Annotated in this window: 20 protein-coding genes; 1 reads left to right on the top strand and 19 read right to left on the bottom strand. The window is 71.1% G+C overall.

Annotation, left to right across the window (positions count from 1 at the left end):
• Positions 1-100: 100 nt before the first annotated feature.
• From ACIO5D_RS05900 to glmS, 4 genes are all read right to left on the bottom strand, one after another.
• Positions 101-1,333 (bottom strand): alpha/beta hydrolase, encoded by a 1,233-nt coding sequence (locus tag ACIO5D_RS05900; RefSeq protein WP_363605528.1) that lies wholly within the window; start codon positions 1,331-1,333, stop codon positions 101-103.
• Entirely contained in the window at positions 1,330-2,526 is a 1,197-nt protein-coding gene (gene alr / locus ACIO5D_RS05895; RefSeq protein WP_400659887.1) for an alanine racemase, read from the bottom strand. The genes ACIO5D_RS05900 and alr overlap by 4 nt, the downstream gene beginning before the upstream one ends.
• Before the next feature lie 119 nt (positions 2,527-2,645).
• Entirely contained in the window at positions 2,646-4,154 is a 1,509-nt protein-coding gene (locus ACIO5D_RS05890) for an NAD(P)H-hydrate dehydratase (protein ID WP_400794022.1), read from the bottom strand.
• 176 nt (positions 4,155-4,330) lie between these two features.
• Positions 4,331-6,187, bottom strand: a complete 1,857-nt coding sequence (gene glmS, locus ACIO5D_RS05885) for a glutamine--fructose-6-phosphate transaminase (isomerizing) (protein ID WP_400659892.1) — start codon at positions 6,185-6,187, stop codon at positions 4,331-4,333.
• Between the two features lie 99 nt (positions 6,188-6,286).
• Here glmS and coaA point away from each other — a divergent pair, with 99 nt between their 5' ends.
• The gene (gene coaA, locus ACIO5D_RS05880) at positions 6,287-7,282 is read left to right on the top strand and encodes a type I pantothenate kinase (RefSeq protein WP_363605522.1); all 996 of its coding nucleotides are present in this window, start codon (positions 6,287-6,289) and stop codon (positions 7,280-7,282) included.
• A gap of 72 nt (positions 7,283-7,354) precedes the next feature.
• Here coaA and glmM read toward each other — a convergent pair whose 3' ends face one another.
• From glmM to secY, 15 genes are all read right to left on the bottom strand, one after another.
• A complete protein-coding gene (gene glmM, locus ACIO5D_RS05875) occupies positions 7,355-8,719 on the bottom strand; it encodes a phosphoglucosamine mutase (protein ID WP_400659894.1) in 1,365 nt (454 codons plus the stop codon).
• A gap of 165 nt (positions 8,720-8,884) precedes the next feature.
• Positions 8,885-9,388: a 30S ribosomal protein S9 gene (gene rpsI, locus ACIO5D_RS05870; protein ID WP_093861727.1), complete on the bottom strand. Its 504-nt coding sequence runs from the start codon at positions 9,386-9,388 to the stop codon at positions 8,885-8,887.
• A gap of 46 nt (positions 9,389-9,434) precedes the next feature.
• Complete coding sequence (rplM, locus tag ACIO5D_RS05865; protein WP_363605520.1) at positions 9,435-9,878, bottom strand: 50S ribosomal protein L13; 444 nt, start codon at positions 9,876-9,878, stop codon at positions 9,435-9,437.
• A gap of 210 nt (positions 9,879-10,088) precedes the next feature.
• Positions 10,089-11,747: an ATP-binding cassette domain-containing protein gene (locus ACIO5D_RS05860; RefSeq protein WP_363605519.1), complete on the bottom strand. Its 1,659-nt coding sequence runs from the start codon at positions 11,745-11,747 to the stop codon at positions 10,089-10,091.
• A gap of 40 nt (positions 11,748-11,787) precedes the next feature.
• Positions 11,788-12,699 (bottom strand): tRNA pseudouridine(38-40) synthase TruA, encoded by a 912-nt coding sequence (truA, locus tag ACIO5D_RS05855; protein WP_400659898.1) that lies wholly within the window; start codon positions 12,697-12,699, stop codon positions 11,788-11,790.
• 77 nt (positions 12,700-12,776) lie between these two features.
• The gene (gene rplQ / locus ACIO5D_RS05850; protein ID WP_363605516.1) at positions 12,777-13,265 is read right to left on the bottom strand and encodes a 50S ribosomal protein L17; all 489 of its coding nucleotides are present in this window, start codon (positions 13,263-13,265) and stop codon (positions 12,777-12,779) included.
• Between the two features lie 125 nt (positions 13,266-13,390).
• The gene (locus ACIO5D_RS05845; protein WP_030055844.1) at positions 13,391-14,413 is read right to left on the bottom strand and encodes a DNA-directed RNA polymerase subunit alpha; all 1,023 of its coding nucleotides are present in this window, start codon (positions 14,411-14,413) and stop codon (positions 13,391-13,393) included.
• A gap of 131 nt (positions 14,414-14,544) precedes the next feature.
• Positions 14,545-14,952 (bottom strand): 30S ribosomal protein S11, encoded by a 408-nt coding sequence (rpsK, locus tag ACIO5D_RS05840; protein ID WP_030232513.1) that lies wholly within the window; start codon positions 14,950-14,952, stop codon positions 14,545-14,547.
• 72 nt (positions 14,953-15,024) lie between these two features.
• Positions 15,025-15,405, bottom strand: a complete 381-nt coding sequence (rpsM, locus tag ACIO5D_RS05835) for a 30S ribosomal protein S13 (protein WP_030232510.1) — start codon at positions 15,403-15,405, stop codon at positions 15,025-15,027.
• A gap of 176 nt (positions 15,406-15,581) precedes the next feature.
• Positions 15,582-15,695 (bottom strand): 50S ribosomal protein L36, encoded by a 114-nt coding sequence (rpmJ, locus tag ACIO5D_RS05830; RefSeq protein ID WP_003956441.1) that lies wholly within the window; start codon positions 15,693-15,695, stop codon positions 15,582-15,584.
• Positions 15,696-15,728: 33 nt separating this feature from the next.
• A complete protein-coding gene (gene infA / locus ACIO5D_RS05825) occupies positions 15,729-15,950 on the bottom strand; it encodes a translation initiation factor IF-1 (protein WP_014047798.1) in 222 nt (73 codons plus the stop codon).
• Between the two features lie 179 nt (positions 15,951-16,129).
• On the bottom strand, positions 16,130-16,555 hold the full coding sequence (gene mscL, locus ACIO5D_RS05820; RefSeq protein WP_363605514.1) for a large conductance mechanosensitive channel protein MscL: 426 nt from the start codon (positions 16,553-16,555) through the stop codon (positions 16,130-16,132).
• A gap of 117 nt (positions 16,556-16,672) precedes the next feature.
• Complete coding sequence (gene map, locus ACIO5D_RS05815) at positions 16,673-17,512, bottom strand: type I methionyl aminopeptidase (protein ID WP_363605513.1); 840 nt, start codon at positions 17,510-17,512, stop codon at positions 16,673-16,675.
• A gap of 148 nt (positions 17,513-17,660) precedes the next feature.
• Positions 17,661-18,314: an adenylate kinase gene (locus tag ACIO5D_RS05810; protein WP_400659905.1), complete on the bottom strand. Its 654-nt coding sequence runs from the start codon at positions 18,312-18,314 to the stop codon at positions 17,661-17,663.
• Positions 18,314-19,624, bottom strand: a complete 1,311-nt coding sequence (gene secY / locus ACIO5D_RS05805) for a preprotein translocase subunit SecY (RefSeq protein WP_363605509.1) — start codon at positions 19,622-19,624, stop codon at positions 18,314-18,316. The genes ACIO5D_RS05810 and secY overlap by 1 nt, the downstream gene beginning before the upstream one ends.
• Positions 19,625-19,772: the final 148 nt, after the last annotated feature.

Here is a 19,772-nt window from a genome sequence, read left to right as displayed (position 1 = left end):
GGCCGCCCCCGCTACGGTGCCACATCCGGGTACCGGCGTGCTCCGGGCGGCGGTCCGTACCGGAGGCGGGGCCCCGGCCCGCCCGGCTCCCGGCGCCGGATCAGAGCAGGTCGCGCACGGACGGCGGCAGCGGCGCGGTGCCGCGGTAGCCGACGGCCCGCCGGAGCAGAGCGGCCAGGCACCGGTCGACGAGCCCGGGGTGTTCCAGCATCACCAGGTGGCCGGCGTCCTCGACCAGGACCAGTTCGGCGCCGGGCAGCTGCTCGGCGATCGCCTCGCTGTGGCCGGGCGGGGTGAGCAGGTCCTTGGTGCCGGCCAGCACCAGCGTGGGGATGTCGCGCAGGGTGGCCAGCGCGGTGGTCTTCTCGTGCGCGCCGAAGACCGGGTAGAACTCGGCGACCACGTCGATCGGGGTGGCGTCCAGCAGCTGTTCGGCGAACCGGACCACGCCCGGGTCGACGTCCTTCCCGCCGAAGGAGAACTTCCGGTAGAGGACGGCGGTGAGGTCCGCGCCCGCCCGCCGGGTCGCCTCCACCAGCCCGACCTGACGGCCGAGCAGCTTCATCACCCCCGGGGCGACCTTCTTGAAGAGCTTGGCGCCGGCCGCGGGCAGGCCGAGGCTGACGGCCTCCCAGTCCCCCGCCAGGGTGCCGACCAGCGCGACCCCGGCGACCCTCCCCCCGCCTTCGGCCGGGGTCACCCCCGTCCGGAACAGCTCCGGGTGCTGGTCGGCCAGCGCCATCACCGTCATGCCGCCCATCGAATGGCCGACCAGCACCAGCGGCCCGGTCGGCGCGACGGCGTCGAGCACGGCCTTGAGGTCCCCGCCCAGCTCGTCGATGCTGGCGGGCTCGCCGGCCAGGTACGAACGCGAGCGCTCGGATCGGCCATGGCTGCGCTGGTCCCAGAAGACCAGCCGCATGCCCTCGCGCAGCGCGGCCCGCTGGAAGTGCCAGCTGTCCTGGTTGAGGCAGTAGCCGTGGCAGAACACCACGGTCAGCGGCTCCGGCCCGGCCGGCGGAGCATCGGCCCCCGCGGTGTCCTGGGCCGACGGCTCGGGCCAGCCGGTGCCGTCCAGCTCCACGTACAGCTCGGTGCCGTCCGGCGCGGTCACCGTCACCGGACGTCCGCGCAGCGAGCCGTACGGGGCGTTGGCGTCCAGCTCGGCACGGGCCCGGCGGCGGGTCGCCCGGCCGACGGTCAGCCGCTCGATCGCCACCCCGGCGGCGGCGCCGGCCGCGACCACGCCGACCGAGATCCCGATCAGGCCGGCCCGGCTCACCCCGGTCGCCGCCCTGGCCGCGGCCACGACCGGGCCGGCCTCCTCGCTCATGCCGCCGGGCCTTCGGCGACACCGCCGGTGTAGCGGCGCGGCACCCGGGCGCCGAGCCGGGTCACGATCTCGTACGCGATGGTGCCGCAGGCCCGGCCCCAGTCCTCGGCGGTCGGCTCGCCCCGCTCGCCGTTGCCGAACAGCAGCACCTCCTCGCCGATCGCGGGCGTCTCGCCGCCGAGGTCGACGACGAACTGGTCCATCGCCACCCGGCCGGCCACCGTGCGCCACTTGCCCGCGATCTGCACCGGGCCGGTGCCGCTGGCGTGCCGCGGGATGCCGTCGCCGTAGCCGACCGGCACGAGCCCCAGCGTGGTCGGGCCCGGCGTGGTGTAGTGGTGGCCGTAACTGACCCCGTGCCCGCCCGGGACGTGCTTGACCAGCGCCAGCCGGGCCGTCAGCGCCATCACCGGGCGCAGCCCGAAGTCCGCCGGCGAACCGACCTCGGGCACGGGCGACAGCCCGTACATCGCCAGGCCGGTGCGGACCATGTCGTAGTGCGACTGCGGGAGCAGCAGCGTGGCCGGCGAGTTGGCGAGGTGCCGGACCTCGGGGCGCAGCCCGGCGGCCTCGGCGTACGCCAGTGCCTCGCGGTAGGCGTCCAGCTGGATCCGGACGGACGGGTGGCCCGGCTCGTCGGCGGCCGCGAAGTGCGACCAGATGCCGACCACCCTGAGCAGGCCCTCCGCCTCGGCGCGGCGGGCGGCGGCGACCAGCTCGGGCCAGTCGTGCGGCTGGCAGCCGTTGCGGCCCAGGCCGGTGTCGGCCTTCAGGTGCACCCGGGCCGGGACCCCGGTGGCGCGGACGGCGGCCAGCAGCTCGTCGAGCGCCCACCGGCCGCTGACCGAGACGTCCACATCGGCGAGCAGCGCCTCGCGCCAGGGGCCGCCGGGCGTCCAGAGCCAGCACAGGACACGGGCCTGGTCCGGGCCGATACCGGCGGCACGCAGCGCCAGCGCCTCCTGCGGGAGGGCGGTACCGAGCCAGCCGATGCCTGCGGCGACCGCCTCGCGGGCACAGCGGATCGCCCCGTGGCCATAGGCGTCCGCCTTGACCGTGGCCATCACCGCGGCGCTGCCGACGCGCTCGCGCAGCGCGGCGAGGTTGCCGCGCAGGGCGGCCAGATCGATGGTCGCCTCGGCCCGTACGCCGTCGGTGAGAGTGGCCGTGCCGGTCGTTTTCGCAGTTGTCATCAGGGTCAGTCTCCCAGACGTCCCAGGGTCCCCGCCGAACGGCCCGGCGGCGCGGCGGCCCCGGGCCGGTGCTCCGACCGGACCGACCCGGCCGCCCCGCCCTTCCGGACGCCCACGAATCACCACCGGTTCCGCCCCGGCCCGGAGCCCTCGGCGGACTCCCGGACGTCCTGCCAGACGGCCGGCAGGGCGGCGGCCACCTCCAGGGCCGTCACCGGCGCGCCCGGCTCGCCCGCCGCGTGGCGGCCGGCCAGGCCGTGCAGGTACGCGGCCACGGCGGCGGCGTCCAGCACCGGCAGGCCGGCCGCCAGCAGCGAGCCGGCCAGGCCCGCGAGGACGTCGCCGCTGCCGGCCGTGGCCAGCCAGGAGGTCCCGGTCGGGTTGACCCGGGCGGTCCCGCCCGGGTCGGCGACCACCGTGGTGGAGCCCTTCAGCAGCACCGTCGCCCGGTAGGCGGCGGCGAGCCGGCGCGCGGTGGCCAGCCGGGCGCCGGCCAGCTCCGCGGCGCTCGGCGGCGGGGTGCCGTCCACGCCCGCCAGCAGCCGGGCCGCCTCGCCGGTGTGCGGGGTCAGCAGCGTGGGCGCCGTCCGCCCGGCGAGGGCCCGCGGGCCGAGCCGGCCCAGCTCGGTGAGCCCGTCCGCGTCCACCAGCACCGGGACGTCGCTCGCCAGCGCCTCCGCGAGCGCCTGCCGCGCCCCCTCGCCGCCGCCCGGACCGACCACCCAGGCCTGCACCCGCCCGGCCCCGGCCGGGCCGCCGGCGGTGACCAGCGCCTCCGGGAACCGCCGCACCACCTCCTCGGCCGCCGTGCCGACGTACCGCACCGCGCCCGCGCCGCCGCGCAGCGCTCCCGCGACGGCCAGCAGCGCCGCCCCCGGGTAGGTCGCCGACCCGGCGGCCACCCCGACGACGCCCCGGCGGTACTTGTCGCTCTCCGCCTGCGGCAGCGGCAGCAGCTCCGCCACCTCGGCGTGCTGCAGCGCCTCGACCCCCGCCACCGGCAGCTCCAGCCCGATCCCCACCAGGTGCACCACGCCCGCGTACGAGGCCCCCGGGTCGATCAGCAGGCCCGGCTTGTACGTCCCGAAGCAGACCGTGACATCGGCCCGCAGCGCCTCGCCCGCCACCTCGCCGGTGTCGGCGTCCACCCCGCTCGGCAGGTCCACGGCCACCACGAGGCCGGTCCGCGGCGCCCGGGCGTACGGCAGCGCCGACGGGCGCAGTCCGCCGCGCCCGCCGATGCCGACGATGCCGTCCAGCACCAGGTCCGCGCGCGTGAACCCGGCCAGTCCGGCCTCCTGCTCCGCCACCACCCGTCCGCGTGCGGCCCGCAGCGCCGCCAGCCCGCCCGGGTGGGCGTGCTCCGGCGCGAGCAGCACCGCCGTCACCCGGGCCCCGCGCCGGGCCAGCGCCGCGCCCGCGTACAGGGCGTCACCACCGTTGTCGCCACTGCCCGCCAGCACCACCACCCGGCTGCCGTAGACCCGGCCGCGACGGCGGACCAGCAGCCGCGCGCAGGTGGCGGCGAGGCCGGCGGCGGCCCGCTGCATCAGGGTGCCCCCGGGCAGCCGGGCCATCAGTTCGGCCTCGGCGGCCCGGACCTCTTCGACACGGTGAGCACGGCGCATACGGAATCTCCCAGCGGGTCGGCTGCGGCGAGGACTACCGCCGACGCTACGCCCGCGTCCGGCCCGGGCGACACCTGCCGCGGCCCGCGGTCCGGAGGCTCGCCCCCGGACAGCACGGTGCCCCCGCGGTGGGGCAGAGCCACCGCGGGGGCACCGGACCGGCGAGCGGTTCCCCGCTACTCGACGGTGACCGACTTCGCGAGGTTGCGCGGCTGGTCCACCTCGTGGCCCTTGGCCGTGGCCAGCTCGCAGGCGAAGACCTGCAGCGGCACGGTGGAGACCAGCGGCTGCAGCAGGGTCGGGGTCACCGGGATGCGGATCAGGTGGTCCGCGTACGGGACGACCGCCTCGTCGCCCTCCTCGGCGATCACGATGGTGCGGGCGCCGCGGGCCCGGATCTCCTGGATGTTGGAGACGATCTTGTCGTGCAGGATCGACCGGCCGCGCGGCGACGGCACGACCACCACGACCGGCAGCCCCTCCTCGATCAGCGCGATCGGCCCGTGCTTCAGCTCGCCCGCCGCGAAGCCCTCGGCGTGCATGTACGCCAGCTCCTTCAGCTTGAGCGCGCCCTCCAGGGCCACCGGGAAGCCGACGTGCCGGCCGAGGAACAGCACCGAACGGGCGTCGGCCAGCGAGCGGGCCAGCTCGCGCACCGGCTCCATGGTCTCCAGCACCTGCTCGACCTGCCGGGGCGCGTCACCGAGCTCCTTGATGACGGCGGAGATCTCGTCGCCCCACTTGGTGCCGCGCACCTGGCCGAGGTAGAGCGCGACCAGGTAGCAGGCGACCAGCTGGGTCAGGAACGCCTTGGTGGAGGCGACCGCGACCTCGGGCCCGGCGTGCGTGTACAGCACCGCGTCCGACTCGCGCGGGATGGTGGAGCCGTTGGTGTTGCAGATCGCCAGCACCTTGGCGCCCTGCTCGCGGGCGTGCCGCAGCGCCATCAGGGTGTCCATGGTCTCGCCGGACTGGGAGATCGCGATGACCAGCGTGCCCGGGTCCAGGATCGGGTCCCGGTAGCGGAACTCGGAGGCGACCTCGACCTCGCAGGGGACGCGGGTCCAGTGCTCGATCGCGTACTTGGCGATCATGCCGGCGTGGAAGGCGGTGCCGCAGGCGACGATGACGACCTTGTCGACCGAGCGCAGGTCGGCGTCGGAGATCCGCAGCTCGTCGAGGGTGAGCCGGCCGTCGGTGCCGATCCTGCCGAGGAGGGTGTCGGCGACGGCCTTCGGCTGCTCGGCGATCTCCTTGAGCATGAAGTAGTCGTAGCCGCCCTTCTCGGCGGCCGAGGCGTCCCAGTCGACGTGGTACTCGCGCACGTCGGCCGGGCGGCCGTCGAAGTCGGTCACCGTGACACCGTCCCGGCGCAGCTCCACGACCTGGTCCTGGCCCAGCTCGATCGCCTCGCGGGTGTGCGCGATGAACGCGGCCACGTCCGAGGCGAGGAAGTTCTCGCCCTCGCCGCGCCCGACCACCAGCGGCGAGTTGCGGCGGGCGCCGACCACCACGTCCGGGGCGTCGGCGTGCACGGCCACCAGGGTGAAGGCGCCGTCCAGGCGGCGGCAGACCGTCCGCATGGCCTCGGCCAGGTCGCCGTCGTACACCTCGGCCAGCAGGTGCGCGACGACCTCGGTGTCGGTCTCGGAGCGCAGCGTGTGGCCGCGCTCGGCCAGCTCCGTCCGCAGCTGGGCGAAGTTCTCGATGATGCCGTTGTGGACCACTGCCACCCGGACGGCGTCATCCAGATGGGGGTGGGCGTTGGCGTCCGTCGGGCCGCCGTGGGTGGCCCAGCGGGTGTGGCCGATGCCGGTGGTGCCGCCGGGAAGAGGGGTCTCGGCGAGCGACTTCTCCAGGTTGGCGAGCTTGCCCGCCCGCTTGTCGGTGGCCAGGCTCCACTGCCCGTCGGAGCCCTGTACCTGCACCGCGACACCGGCCGAGTCGTAGCCCCGGTACTCGAGTCGCTGCAGGCCTGCGATTACTACGTCAAGGGCGGGCTGAGAGCCCACGTATCCAACAATTCCGCACATGCGTGCCAGCATAAGGGCGCTCCGGATGCCCTTTTCGCACCGTTCGCCCACAGCGCGTGACCGACACCACAAGCACCGTGAACGCCGCTACGGCCCACAATGGAGCACGTGCTGACCGAACTCTGTACGCGGGGCGCCGCCACGCCCGGCCCTTCGCCGTCCCCCTATGTGGACCTCAGCCGGGCCGAGTGGAGCGCGCTGCGCGAGCGTACGCCGCTGCCGCTGACCGCCGAGGAGGTGGAACGGCTGCGCGGTCTGGGCACCGCCCTCGACCTGGACGAGGTGCGCGACGTCTATCTGCCGCTGTCCCGGCTGCTCAACCTCTACATCCACGCCACGCACGACCTGCGCGGCGCGCTGGGCACGTTCCTGGACACCCCGGACACCGAGCGCACCCGCACCCCGTTCATCATCGGTGTGGCCGGCTCGGTCGCCGTCGGCAAGTCCACCACCGCCCGGCTCCTCCAGGCGCTGCTGGCCCGCTGGCCCGAGCACCCGCGGGTCGAGCTGGTCACCACCGACGGGTTCCTGCTGCCCAACGCGGAGCTGCGCCGGCGCGGTCTGATGGCCCGCAAGGGCTTCCCCGAGTCGTACGACCGCCGGGCGCTGATGCGCTTCGTCGCGGACGTGAAGGCGGGCAAGGAGACGGTCTCCGCCCCGGTCTACTCGCACCTGGTGTACGACATCGTGCCCGACGAGCGGCTCACCGTGGAGCGCCCGGACATCCTGATCGTCGAGGGCCTGAACGTGCTCCAGCCGGCCCTGCCCGGCACCGACGGCCGCACCCGTCTCGCGGTGGCCGACTACTTCGACTTCTCGATCTACGTCGACGCCCGCACCGACGACATCGAGAGCTGGTACCTGGACCGTTTCCGCAAGCTGCGGCAGACCGCCTTCCAGGACCCGAACTCCTACTTCCGCCGCTTCACCGAGGTGCCGGAGGAGGAGGCCATGGAGTACGGCCGCCAGGTCTGGCGCACCATCAACAAGCCCAACCTGCTGGAGAACGTGCTGCCCACCAGGGGCCGGGCCACCCTGATCCTGCAGAAGGGCCAGGACCACAAGGTCCGCCGGGCCCTGCTGCGCAAGCTCTGAGACGGCCGAGGGCCCCCGCCGGAGCGGGGGCCCTCGCCATGTCCTCGGCCCGGGCACGCAGGCCCGGGCACCTCAGCCCAGGTGGGTCAGAACCGCCTCGGCCAGCCGCTCCGCGACGGCCTTGGCCTGCACCTGGTCGGCGGCCTCGACCATCACCCGGACCAGCGGCTCGGTGCCCGACGGACGCAGCAGCACCCGGCCGGTGGCGCCCAGCTCGGCCTCCGCCTCGGCGACGGCCGCGGCCAGCTCGACGCTGGTGTTCACCCGGCTCTTGTCCACGCCCTTGACGTTGATCAGCAGCTGCGGCAGCCGGGTCATCACGGCGGCCAGGTCGGCCAGCGGCTGCTTGGTGGCGGCCAGCCGGGCGCCCAGCATCAGGCCGGTCAGGGTGCCGTCGCCGGTGGTGGCGTGGTCCAGCAGGATGACGTGGCCGGACTGCTCTCCGCCGAGCGCGTAGCCCTTCTCCTTCATCGCCTCCAGCACATAGCGGTCGCCGACCGCCGTCTGCACCAGGTCCACGCCCTCGCGCTCCATCGCCAGCTTGAAGCCCAGGTTGGACATCACGGTGGCGACGGCGGTGTTGCGGCGCAGCGTGCCGGCTTCCTTCATGGCGACGGCCAGGATCGCGATGATCTGGTCGCCGTCCACCTCGTTGCCGTCCGCGTCGGCGGCCAGGCAGCGGTCGGCGTCGCCGTCGAGGGCGATCCCGAGGTCGGCCCGGTACTCCGTCATCGCGGCGCGCAGCTTGGCCAGGTGGGTGGAGCCGACGCCGTCGTTGATGTTGAGGCCGGTGGGCTCCGCCCCCAGGGTGTGGACGACCTCGGCGCCGGCCCGGGCGAAGGCCTCGGGGGCGACGTAGGCCGCCGCGCCGTGCGCGCCGTCGATGACCACCCGGATGCCGTCCAGGCGGTTGGGCAGGACGCCGATCAGGTGGGCTACGTACTTGTCGAAGCCCTCGGTGTACTCGCGGACCCGGCCGACGTCCGCGCCGGTGGGCCGCTTCCACTCCTCGCTGCCCACCGAGTACGTCCGGTAGTGCGCCTCGATGGCGTCCTCGATCCGGTCGTCCAGCTTGTGGCCGCCGCGGGCGAGGAACTTGATGCCGTTGTCCGGCATGGCGTTGTGGCTGGCGGAGAGCATCACGCCGAAGTCCGCGCCGAGCGCACCGGTGAGATAGGCCACCGCCGGGGTGGGCAGGACGCCGACCCGCAGGACGTCGACACCGGCGCTCGCCAGACCGGCGATGACCGCGGACTCCAGGAACTCGCCCGAGGCACGGGGGTCGCGGCCGACCACGGCGACCGGGCGGTGGCCGTCGAAGGCACCCGCCTCACCGAGAACGTGTGCCGCCGCCACCGACAGCCCGAGCGCCAGCTCGGCCGTCAGCCCTTCGTTGGCCACACCGCGTACGCCGTCCGTACCGAAGAGTCGTCCCACTGTCCCGTCCTCCATCGCCGCTGCTGGCAGTCAATCTGATCGAATCCTCGGCCGCAGCACAACAGCCGGGGAGCACGACGCCCCGGAGTACACGGGGTACTCCGGGGCGTGAGAGCGCAACCAGGGGGGCGCACCACCAGGGCGGTACGCACCCCTGGGGCGCAATTAGCGCTTGCTGTACTGCGGCGCCTTGCGGGCCTTCTTCAGACCGGCCTTCTTGCGCTCGACGGCGCGGGCGTCACGCATCAGGAAGCCGGCCTTCTTGAGGGCGGCGCGGTTGTTGTCCACGTCGGCCTCGTTCAGGGCACGGGCCACGCCGAGGCGCAGCGCGTAGGCCTGGCCGGACACGCCGCCACCCGAGATGCGGGCGACGACGTCGTAGCGACCGTCGAGCTCCAGCAGCTTGAAGGGCTCGTTGACGGTCTGCTGGTGCACCTTGTTGGGGAAGTAGTTCTCCAGGGTGCGACCGTTGATCTTCCACTGACCGGTGCCGGGGACGATGCGCACGCGGGCGATCGCCTCCTTGCGACGGCCGAGGCCGGCGCCCGGGACGGCCTCGCCGAAGCGGCCGGCCAGGGACTCGGAGGTGTAGTTCTCCTCGGAGGTGTACTCGCCCTCGACGACGGTCTCGTCGAACTCGACCTCAAGGGTTTCAGTGGTCTCGGCCACGATGTTCCTCAGCTCTTTTCAGTGATGGGGGGCTTGGTGGCCGGAGTTACTGCGCGACCTGGGTGATCTCGAACGGCACCGGCTGCTGGGCAGCGTGGGGGTGCTGGTCGCCCGAGTAGACCTTCAGCTTCGAGAGCATCTGGCGGCCCAGGCTGTTCTTGGGAACCATGCCCTTGATGGCCTTCTCGACGGCCTTCTCCGGGTTCTTGTCCAGGAGGTCGTCGTAACGGACCGAGCGGAGACCGCCCGGGAAACCGCTGTGGCGGTAGGCCAGCTTCTGGGTCTTCTTGTTACCCGACAGGTGCACCTTGTCCGCGTTGATGATGATGACGAAGTCACCAGTGTCAACGTGCGGCGCGTAGATCGCCTTGTGCTTACCCCGGAGGAGGTTGGCGGCCTGGGAGGCCAGGCGGCCGAGCACGACGTCGGTCGCGTCGATGACGTGCCACTGACGCTGGACGTCGCCGGGCTTGGGGCTGTACGTACGCACGGTCGTAGCCTTCGCTTTTCAGTGAGTGAGTCCTGACAGGAGCACCTGAACGAGGGATCAGCCCGGCCCGCCTTGGACGCAATTCAAGGGGGGACCGCTGGTCGTCGGTCTGGTATCTCCGGCGTACCGACCTCTCACGTGAGATGGAGCGAGCCAATACGCACAACAAGCGACCAGCCTACCGGGCGCGCCGGGGTGGGTCAAAATCCCTCAGCGCTCGCGCTCCACCCTGGTCACGTCCCAGACCGGCTCGGCCGACTCGTAGACCCGGCCGTCCGCGCCGAACACCAGGAAGCGGTCGAAGGTCCGGGCGAACCAGCGGTCGTGCGTCACACAGAGCACCGTGCCGTCGAACGCCTCCAGCCCGGCCTGCAGCGCCTCGGCGCTCTCCAGGTCCAGGTTGTCGGTCGGCTCGTCCAGCAACAGGGCCGTCACCCCGGAGAGTTCGAGCTTGAGGATCATCAGCCGGGCCTGCTGCCCACCGGACAGCGACTCGAACTTCTGCTCCTCCTGGCGGTCCAGCTCGTAGCGGCGCAGCGCGCCCATCGCCGCGCCGCGGCTGAGCGCGTGCTCCTCCTCGACGATCGAGCGGACGGTACGGCCGAGCAGCTCCGGGTGGGCGTGGGTCTGCCGGAAGTGGCCGGGCACCACCCGGGCGCCGAGCTTCCACCGACCGGTGTGGGCGACCGTCCCGTCCCCCGCCAGCAGCCGCAGGAAGTGCGACTTGCCGGAGCCGTTGGAGCCGAGCACGCCGATCCGCTCGCCGTAGTAGACCTCCAGGTCGAACGGCTTCATCAGCCCGGTGAGCTCCAGCTGCTCCATGGTGAAGGCGCGCACCCCGGTACGCCCGCCCTTGAGCCGCATGGTGATGCTCTGCTCGCGCGGGGGCTCCTCCGGGCGGCCGGCCTCCTCGAACTTCTTCAGCCTGGTCTGCGCGGCGGCGTAGCGGGTGGCCAGGGCATGGCTGACGGAGGCCGCCTGGCGCAGGGTGACGACCAGCTTCTTGAGCTTGGCGTGCTCCTCGTCCCAGCGCCGGCCGAGCTCCTCGAAGCGCGCGAAGCGGTCCTTGCGGGCGTCGTGGAAGGAGTCGAAGCCGCCGCCGTGCACCCAGACGCTGCTGCCGGCCGCCCCCGACTCGACACTGATGATCTTCTGTGCGGTCCGGGAGAGCAGCTCGCGGTCGTGCGAGATGTACAGCACGGTCTTGGAGGTGGACCGGATGGCCTCCTCCAGCCAGCGCTTGCCCGGGACGTCCAGGTAGTTGTCCGGCTCGTCCAGCAGCAGCACCTCCTCGGGGCCGCGCAGCAGCGCCTCCAGGACGAGCCGCTTCTGTTCGCCGCCGGAGAGCGTGTTCAGGCCGCGCCACTGGGCCTTGTCGAAGGGCATCCCGAGGGCCGCCATGGTGCAGACGTCCCAGTCGGTCTCGTAGTCGTAGCCGCCGACGTCGGCCCAGTCCGAGAGCGCCTGGGCATAGGCCATCTGCGTCTTCTCGTCGTCCTGGGCGATCATCGCCAGCTCGGCGGCGTCCACGGCGCGGGCGGCGACGGCGATCCGCCCGGGGGCGACGGAGACCAGCAGGTCCCGGACGGAGGCGTCGGCGGGCAGCGCGCCCGGCGTCTCCTTCTGGTCCTCACGGCCGGTGGTGCCGACGAACTGGCGCATCACCCCGAGGCCGCCGCTGATGGTCACCGAGCCGCCGTGCGGCTGGATGTCGCCCGCGATCATGCGCAGCAGGGTGGTCTTGCCGGCCCCGTTGGCGCCCACCAGGGCGACCGCGGAACCCTCCCCCACCCGGAAGGACGCGTCGTCGAACAGCACCCGCCCGTCCGGCAGGTAGTACTCAAGGTGCGAAATCTCGACGTGTCCCATGGGGAGATTGTCCCAAGCGGTCGCCCTGGACCAAAACGGATTAACCAACCACCGGCTGTCCGGGCAGCGTCCGCATCCGGCGGGCCGCCCGGTTGCGCTCGGCGAGCTGGTCGTCCGGCGGGTAGCCGACCTCCTCCAGCGTCAGTCCGTACGGCCGGATGACGTTGACGGCGGAGTTGCGGACCCCGCCCGCCAGCACCTCGCCGGGGAACTCCACCGGCCGGTGCCCGTCGCCGACCAGCAGCATCGCGCCGACCAGCGCCCGCACCATGTTGTGGCAGAAGGCGTCGGCCCGGACGGTGGCGACCGCGAGAGAGCCCTCCTGGCTGGCGTAGCCGTCGACCGGGACGCGGTCCCAGCGCAGCTCCAGCAGGGTGCGGATGGTGGTCGCGCCCTCGCGCTTCTTGCAGTACGCCGCGAAGTCGTGCTCGCCCAGCAGCAGCTCGGCTGCCGCGTTCATCAGGTCGAGGTCCAGCGGGCGGTCGTGCCAGAGCACGTGCCCGCGCAGCAGCGGGTCCACCCCGCCGGGGTGGTCGGCGACCCGGTAGGCGTACCGGCGCCAGATCGCCGAGAAGCGGGCGTCGAAGCCGTCCGGCGCCTCGCCCACGCGGTAGATCCGGACGTCCCCCGGCAGCCGCCCGGCCAGCCTGCGCAGCAGCTTCTCGCGGTGCGCGGCCCACAGCTCGGCCGGCAGGTCCACGTGCGCGACCTGGCCGCGGGCGTGCACCCCGGCGTCGGTACGGCCGGCCACGGTGAGCGGGAACAGCTCGGGGCTTCGGGTGACGATCTGCAGCGCGGTCTCGATCTCCTCCTGCACGGTCCTGCGGCCGCCGCGCTGGCGGGCCCAGCCGGAGAACTCCGCGCCGTGGTAGGCGAGATCGAGCCGGACCCGGACGTACCCGTCGGCCGGGCCGTCCTTGACCGGCGGCCGCTCGGCGCAATCGTTGACCACTGCATCACTCCCAGAGATAACGGAACGGGCCCGCTCCCCCACGAATGGGAGAGCGGGCCCGCGACACCCAGAGGGGGTCAGGCCTGCTCGGCCTCGGCCTCGTCGGCCTTGGCGACGTCGACCTTGGTCTCCTCGACCTTGGCGTCGGCCTCCTTGACGGCGCGCTTGGTGGCGGCCTCGGCCTCGCCGACGGCGTTCTGCGCGACGGTCAGCGCCTCGACCAGCTCGATCACGGCCATCGGGGCGTTGTCGCCACGACGGGGACCGATCTTGGTGATACGGGTGTAACCACCCGGGCGGTTCTCGTAGCGCGGCGCGATCTCGGTGAAGAGGGTGTGCAGCACGGCGATGTCGGTGATCGTCTTGCGAACGAGGCGACGGTTGTGGATGTCGCCCTTCTTCGCCTTGGTGATCAGCTTCTCCGCCAGCGGGCGCATCCGACGGGCCTTGGCCTCGGTCGTGGTGATGCGGCCGTACTGGAACAGCTCCCGGCACAGACCGGCGAGCAGCAGCGGCTCGTGGTGCGGGCCGCCGCCGAGGCGGGCACCCTTGGTGGGACGCGGCATGGAATGACTCCTTGAATCTCCGACGGCGGCCGTACCAGGTACCGCCGCGGGCGTACGGACACGGTGTCCGCACGACTTTCATGGTGACGGGGGCGGCCCCGGGGAACCGCCCCCGTCATCAAATCTCAGTACTGCTCGGTCTCCGCGTAACCCGCGTCGTCCAGGTCGTCGGCGCCGAAGGCGTCGGCGGCGGCGGTCGGGTCGAATCCGGGCGGGCTGTCCTTGAGGGCCAGGCCCATGCCGGCCAGCTTCGCCTTGACCTCGTCGATCGACTTCGCACCGAAGTTGCGGATGTCGAGCAGGTCGGCCTCGGAGCGGGCGACGAGCTCACCCACGGTGTGGATGCCCTCGCGCTTGAGGCAGTTGTACGACCGAACGGTGAGCTCCAGCTCCTCGATCGGCAGCGCCAGGTCGGCGGCCAGGGCGGCGTCCGTCGGGGACGGGCCCATGTCGATGCCCTCGGCGTCGATGTTCAGCTCGCGGGCGAGACCGAACAGCTCCACCAGGGTCTTGCCGGCCGAGGCCATGGCGTCACGCGGGCGCATGGCGGGCTTGGTCTCGACGTCGACGATCAGCTTGTCGAAGTCGGTCCGCTGCTCGACACGGGTGGCCTCGACCTTGTAGGTGACCTTCAGCACGGGGCTGTAGATCGAGTCGACCGGGATACGGCCGATCTCCTGGCCGGAAGCCTTGTTCTGCACGGCGGAGACGTAGCCGCGACCGCGCTCGACGGTCAGCTCCATCTCCAGCTTGCCCTTGCCGTTCAGCGTGGCGAGGACCAGCTCGGGGTTGTGCACCTCGACACCGGCCGGCGGCGCGATGTCGGCGGCGGTGACCACACCCGGGCCCTGCTTGCGCAGGTACATCACGACCGGCTCGTCGTGCTCCGAGGAGACGACCAGCTGCTTGATGTTGAGGATGAGGTCGGTGACGTCCTCCTTGACGCCCGGCACGGTGGTGAACTCGTGCAGGACGCCGTCGATGCGGATGCTGGTGACAGCGGCACCCGGGATCGACGACAGGAGCGTACGGCGCAGGGAGTTGCCGAGGGTGTAGCCGAAGCCCGGCTCCAGCGGCTCGATCACGAACCGCGAGCGGAACTCGTCGACGACCTCTTCGGTCAGCGAGGGGCGCTGAGCGATGAGCATGTTTTCAGATCCTCCAGTTGACGTCGGCACCCACTATTTGATGCCGAACAGAACCAGCGTACGGGGTCCCGCTCGAAACGAGACCCCGTACGAGGTTGTGAAACAAGACCCGCGTGCCCGAAGGCGCTGCGTCAGACGCGGCGGCGCTTCGGCGGACGGCAGCCGTTGTGCGGGGTGGGGGTGACGTCCTGGATCGAGCCGACCTCCAGGCCGGTGGCCTGGAGCGAACGGATCGCGGTCTCGCGGCCGGAGCCCGGACCCTTCACGAAGACGTCAACCTTGCGCATGCCGTGCTCCTGCGCGCGACGGGCAGCGGCCTCGGCGGCCATCTGCGCGGCGAACGGGGTGGACTTGCGCGAGCCCTTGAAGCCGACGTGGCCGGCGGAGGCCCAGGAGATCACGTTGCCCGCGGGGTCGGTGATCGAAACGATGGTGTTGTTGAACGTGCTCTTGATGTGCGCGTGGCCGTGAGCGACGTTCTTCTTTTCCTTGCGGCGGATCTTCTTCGCGCCGGCAGCCTGACGACCCTTGGGGGGCATAAGTCTGTTCTCCTACTGAGGTGGTCGGTCCGCTGACCCGCGGGCCGGAGGGATGTCCGGTTTGGGGGCGGACTACTTCTTGCCCGGCTTCTTCTTGCCGGCAATCGCGCGACGCGGGCCCTTGCGGGTACGCGCGTTGGTGTGGGTGCGCTGACCGCGGACCGGCAGGCCACGGCGGTGACGCAGACCCTCGTAGCAGCCGATCTCGACCTTGCGGCGGATGTCGGCGGCCACCTCACGGCGGAGGTCACCCTCGACCGTGTAGTTGGCGTCGATGTACTGGCCCAGCTTCACGAGGTCTTCCTCGGAGATGTCGCGAACGCGGACATCCGGGTTGACACCGGTCTCGGCCAGGGTCTGCTGGGCGCGGGTACGGCCGATGCCGTACACGTAGGTAAGGGCGATCTCGATCCGCTTCTCACGGGGGAGATCAACGCCGGCGAGGCGTGCCATTCAAGGCTCCTGTGGTTCTTCAGAGGTCTTGCGTGCTACCTACTCCGACACCTCACGGTGAGGGAGCCCCGGCCTCTGACCGGGGGCGGCAGTCCGCCCGGAAACGGACGGATCGGGTAGCCCGCTTATGACGTTTTCGCGTCGCGCGAAGTACTACGAGAAATGCTGGGGAGAGATCAGCCCTGGCGCTGCTTGTGGCGCAGGTTGTCGCAGATCACCATGACCCGGCCGTGGCGGCGGATCACCTTGCACTTGTCGCAGATCTTCTTGACGCTCGGCTTGACCTTCATGCTTCAGGTTCTCCGGGTCTAGATCTGACGTTCTTACTTGTAGCGGTAGACGATCCGGCCGCGCGTGAGGTCGTAGGGGCTGAGCTCCACGACGACCCGGTCGTCCGGCAGGATGCGGATGTAGTGCATGCGCATCTTGCCGCTGATGTGCGCGAGGACCTTGTGACCGTTCTGCAGCTCGACCCTGAACATCGCGTTCGGAAGAGACTCGATCACGGTGCCCTCGATCTCAATGGCGCCTTGCTTCTTAGCCATGAACTGCGAGATCCACCTTCCGGGACCGGCTACCGTATGCGGCGCGCTCGTGCGAACCTGGGTTCACCCCGACCCGCTAGGGAAGAGGGCGTGCTGAAGCACGCTACGAGTGAGCCGACGGTCCATCGTACGCCAGCGCGTCGGCTGCACCAAAACGGGCCCCCGTCCGGCCGAGGCCGTCACACGACCGAGGCCACCGTCAGCGGCTGGACGTGGGCGGTGCAGGCCGAACAGCGGCTGGCCGCCTGGGGGATCTCGGTCAGGCACTCGGGGCACGGCCGCTTGGGGGTCTTCGGCTTCTTCGGCATGTAGCGGGCGGTGGCCTTGGTCACCGGCAGCACCACACAGAAGTACAGCACCGCGGCGGTCATGAAGAACGCGATCAGCACGTTGAGGAACTGCCCGTACGGGAAGGTGACGCCGGCCACCGTCGCCTTGTACGAGCTGAAGTCGCCGGCGGCACCGACCACCACGCCGACCAGCGGAGTGAGGAACGCCGACACGAAACCGGTCACCACCCCGGTGAACGCGGCGCCGATGACGACACCGACCGCCATGTCGACGACGTTGCCGCGCATCATGAAGTCGCGGAATCCCTTGAGCACTGCTCTCTCCTCGCTCGAAGCCACTGCCAGCCGATAAAAATAGGACAAAAGCCCTGGAGGTCCAAACCTCCAGGGCTCTGATCCCTTGTCAGAAGCGGCAGTTGGCCACCTTAGCGGTTACGCGAGGGGGTCCGGAGCCGCGGTGATGCCCAGCTTCGCCAGCTCGGCCCGGCCGCCGTCGAAGGCCGTCAGCACCAGCGGGCCCTGCTCGGTGACGGCCACCGAGTGCTCCCAGTGCGAGGCCCAGGTGCCGTCGTTGGTGACGACCGTCCAGTCGTCCTCCAGCACGGTGGTGTGCGGGGTGCCCAGGGACACCATCGGCTCGATCGCCAGCACGGTGCCGGGGATCAGCTTGGGACCCTTGCCGCGGCCGCGCTCGACGTAGTTCAGCACGTGCGGCTCCATGTGCATCGCGGTGCCGATGCCGTGGCCGCCGTAGCCCTCGGTGATGCCCCACTTGCCCTTGGGCGGCAGCGGCTGACGGCGGATGTAGCCCTCGATCGCCTTGGAGACGTCGACCAGGCGGTTGCCCTTCTTCATCTGGGCGATGCCGGCCCACATCGAGCCCTCGGTGACCCGGCTCAGCATCTCGACCTCGGGCCGGACCTCGCCGACCGCGACGGTGATCGCGGAGTCGCCGTGCCAGCCGTCCAGGATGGCGCCGCAGTCGATGGAGATGACGTCGCCCTCCTGGAGCACCCGGTCACCGGGGATGCCGTGCACGACCTCGTTGTTCACCGAGGCGCAGATCACCCCGGGGAACCAGAGACCACCGTGGTGGGCCCGGAAGTTCGAGGTGGCGCCGTGGTCCGTGATGACCTTGTCCGCGACGTCGTTGAGCTCCTGGGTGGTCACCCCGGGGGCGACCGCCTCGCGACAGGCCTTCAGCGCCTCGGCGACGACCAGCCCGGCCGCTCGCATCTTCGCGATCTGCTCGGAGGTCTTGATCTCCACCATCTGGTCACGCCTTCCTAGGGTTCCCGCCCGGTCCTTGCCGGGCGGCCGTGCACTCGTTCCACCGTACGACGCGGTACGGCCGCGCTGCCCCGGGAGGGCAAGCGCGGCCGTACGTACGTCGATGCTGCGTTCCGCCGTACTCGGCGGGTCAGCTGTCCTGCTTCAGCGCCTCGATCGCGCGCTGGGTGACCTCGTCCACCTTGCCGAGGGCCGGGATCGTCGCCACCAGGCCCTGCTGGGCGTAGTACTCGATGATCGGCTCGGTCTCCGTGTGGTAGACCTCCAGGCGCGTGCGCACCTTCTCCTCGGTGTCGTCCGAGCGCTGGTACAGCTCGCCGCCGCACTCGTCGCAGACGCCCTCGGTCTTCGGCGGGTTGTAGTCCACGTGGAACACGTGGCCGCCGTCCTTGCGGCACAGCCGGCGGCCGGCGATGCGCCGGACCACCTCGTCCTCGGGGACCTCCAGGTCCAGCACACCGTCGAGCTTGATGCCCTGCTCGGCGAGGAACCCGTCGAGCGCCTCGGCCTGGCCCAGGTTGCGCGGGAAGCCGTCGAGCAGGAAGCCGTTGGCGGCGTCCGGCTGGAGCATCCGGTCCTTGGCCATCCCGATGGTGACCTCGTCCGGCACCAGGCGACCCGCGTCCATGTAGCTCTTGGCCTCGAGCCCCAGCGGGGTGCCCTGACCGATGTTGGCGCGGAACAGGTCGCCGGTGGAGATGTGGGGGATGGACAGGGTCTTGGCGAGCAGGTGCGCCTGAGTACCCTTCCCGGCCCCGGGAGGCCCGACGAGGACGATACGCATCAGCGGAGGAACCCTTCGTAATTGCGCTGCTGGAGCTGGCTCTCGATCTGCTTCACAGTTTCGAGTCCGACGCCGACGACGATGAGCACGCTGGTGCCGCCGAACGGGAAGTTTGTCTGCTGTCCGAAGGCGACCAGGGCGATCATCGGGATCAACGCGATCAGGCCCAGGTAGAGCGAACCCGGCCACGTGATACGGGTGAGCACGTAGTTCAGGTACTCGGCCGTCGGGCGGCCGGCCCGGATACCCGGGATGAACCCACCATACTTCTTCATATTGTCGGCAACTTCTTCGGGGTTGAAGGAGATGGCGACGTAGAAGAAGGCGAAGAAGACGATCAGCAGGAAATAGGTGGCCATGTAGACGGGGTGGTCACCCTTGACGAAGTTGGTCCTGATCCACGTCGCCCAGCCGGCCTGGCTGTTGGTCAGCTGGACCACCAGGGCGGGGATGTACAGCAGCGACGAGGCGAAGATGACCGGGATGACACCGGCCTGGTTCACCTTGAGGGGGATGTAGGTCGAGGTGCCGCCGAACGCCCTGCGGCCGATCATCCGCTTCGCGTACTGGACGGGGATCCGGCGCTGGGCCTGCTCCACGAAGATGACCAGCATCACAACGATGACGCCGACCGCGACGACGGAGAGGAACTCCACCCAGCCGTCACCGATGGTGCCGGACTGCTTGATCGCCCACATCGAGCCCGGGAAGCCGGAGGCGATGGAGGTGAAGATCAGGATCGACATGCCGTTGCCGATGCCGCGATCGGTGATCAGCTCGCCCAGCCACATGATGAACGTGGTGCCGGCGGTCATCGTGATGACCATGACAGCGATCCGGAACACCGACTGGTCCGGGACGATCTGGTTGGCGTAGATGCAGCCCGAGAACAGCGCGCCGCTGGAGGCCGTCGCGACGATGCCGGTGCCCTGGAGCACGGCGAGCGCGATGGTCAGGTAACGCGTGTACTGGGTGATCTTCGCGGTGCCGGCCTGCCCCTCCTTCTTCAGCGCCTCGAGTCGCGGGATCACGACGGTGAGGAGCTGGAGGATGATGCTGGCCGTGATGTACGGCATGATGCCGAGCGCGAAGATCGTCAGCTGAAGGAGCGCGCCACCGCTGAACAGGTTGACGAGCCCGAAGAGGCCGCTGCTCTTGGTGTCTTTCACACACTCGTTGACAGCCTGGAAACTGACCCCGGGTACGGGAATGTGCGAGCCCAGCCGGAACAGCACCATGATGCCCAGCGTGAACAGCAGCTTCTTGCGCAGGTCGGGCGTCTGGAACGCCCGCGCGAACGCACTGAGCACGGTGCCTCCTGCGCCTCCCGCACGTCGTCGGCGGGAGGGTCGGTCCTGAATGGGGAGTTTGCGGTTCGGGCCCCCGTACAGACGGCACAGGCGAGCCTACGCGCAGCCTACAAGGGAACTCCACGGACTCTAACAGTGCGCAGCCACT

Source organism: Kitasatospora sp. NPDC087315, assembly GCF_044744345.1.
Taxonomy (GTDB): Bacteria; Actinomycetota; Actinomycetes; order Streptomycetales; family Streptomycetaceae; genus Kitasatospora.
This window is presented reverse-complemented; position numbering and strand designations above follow the sequence as displayed.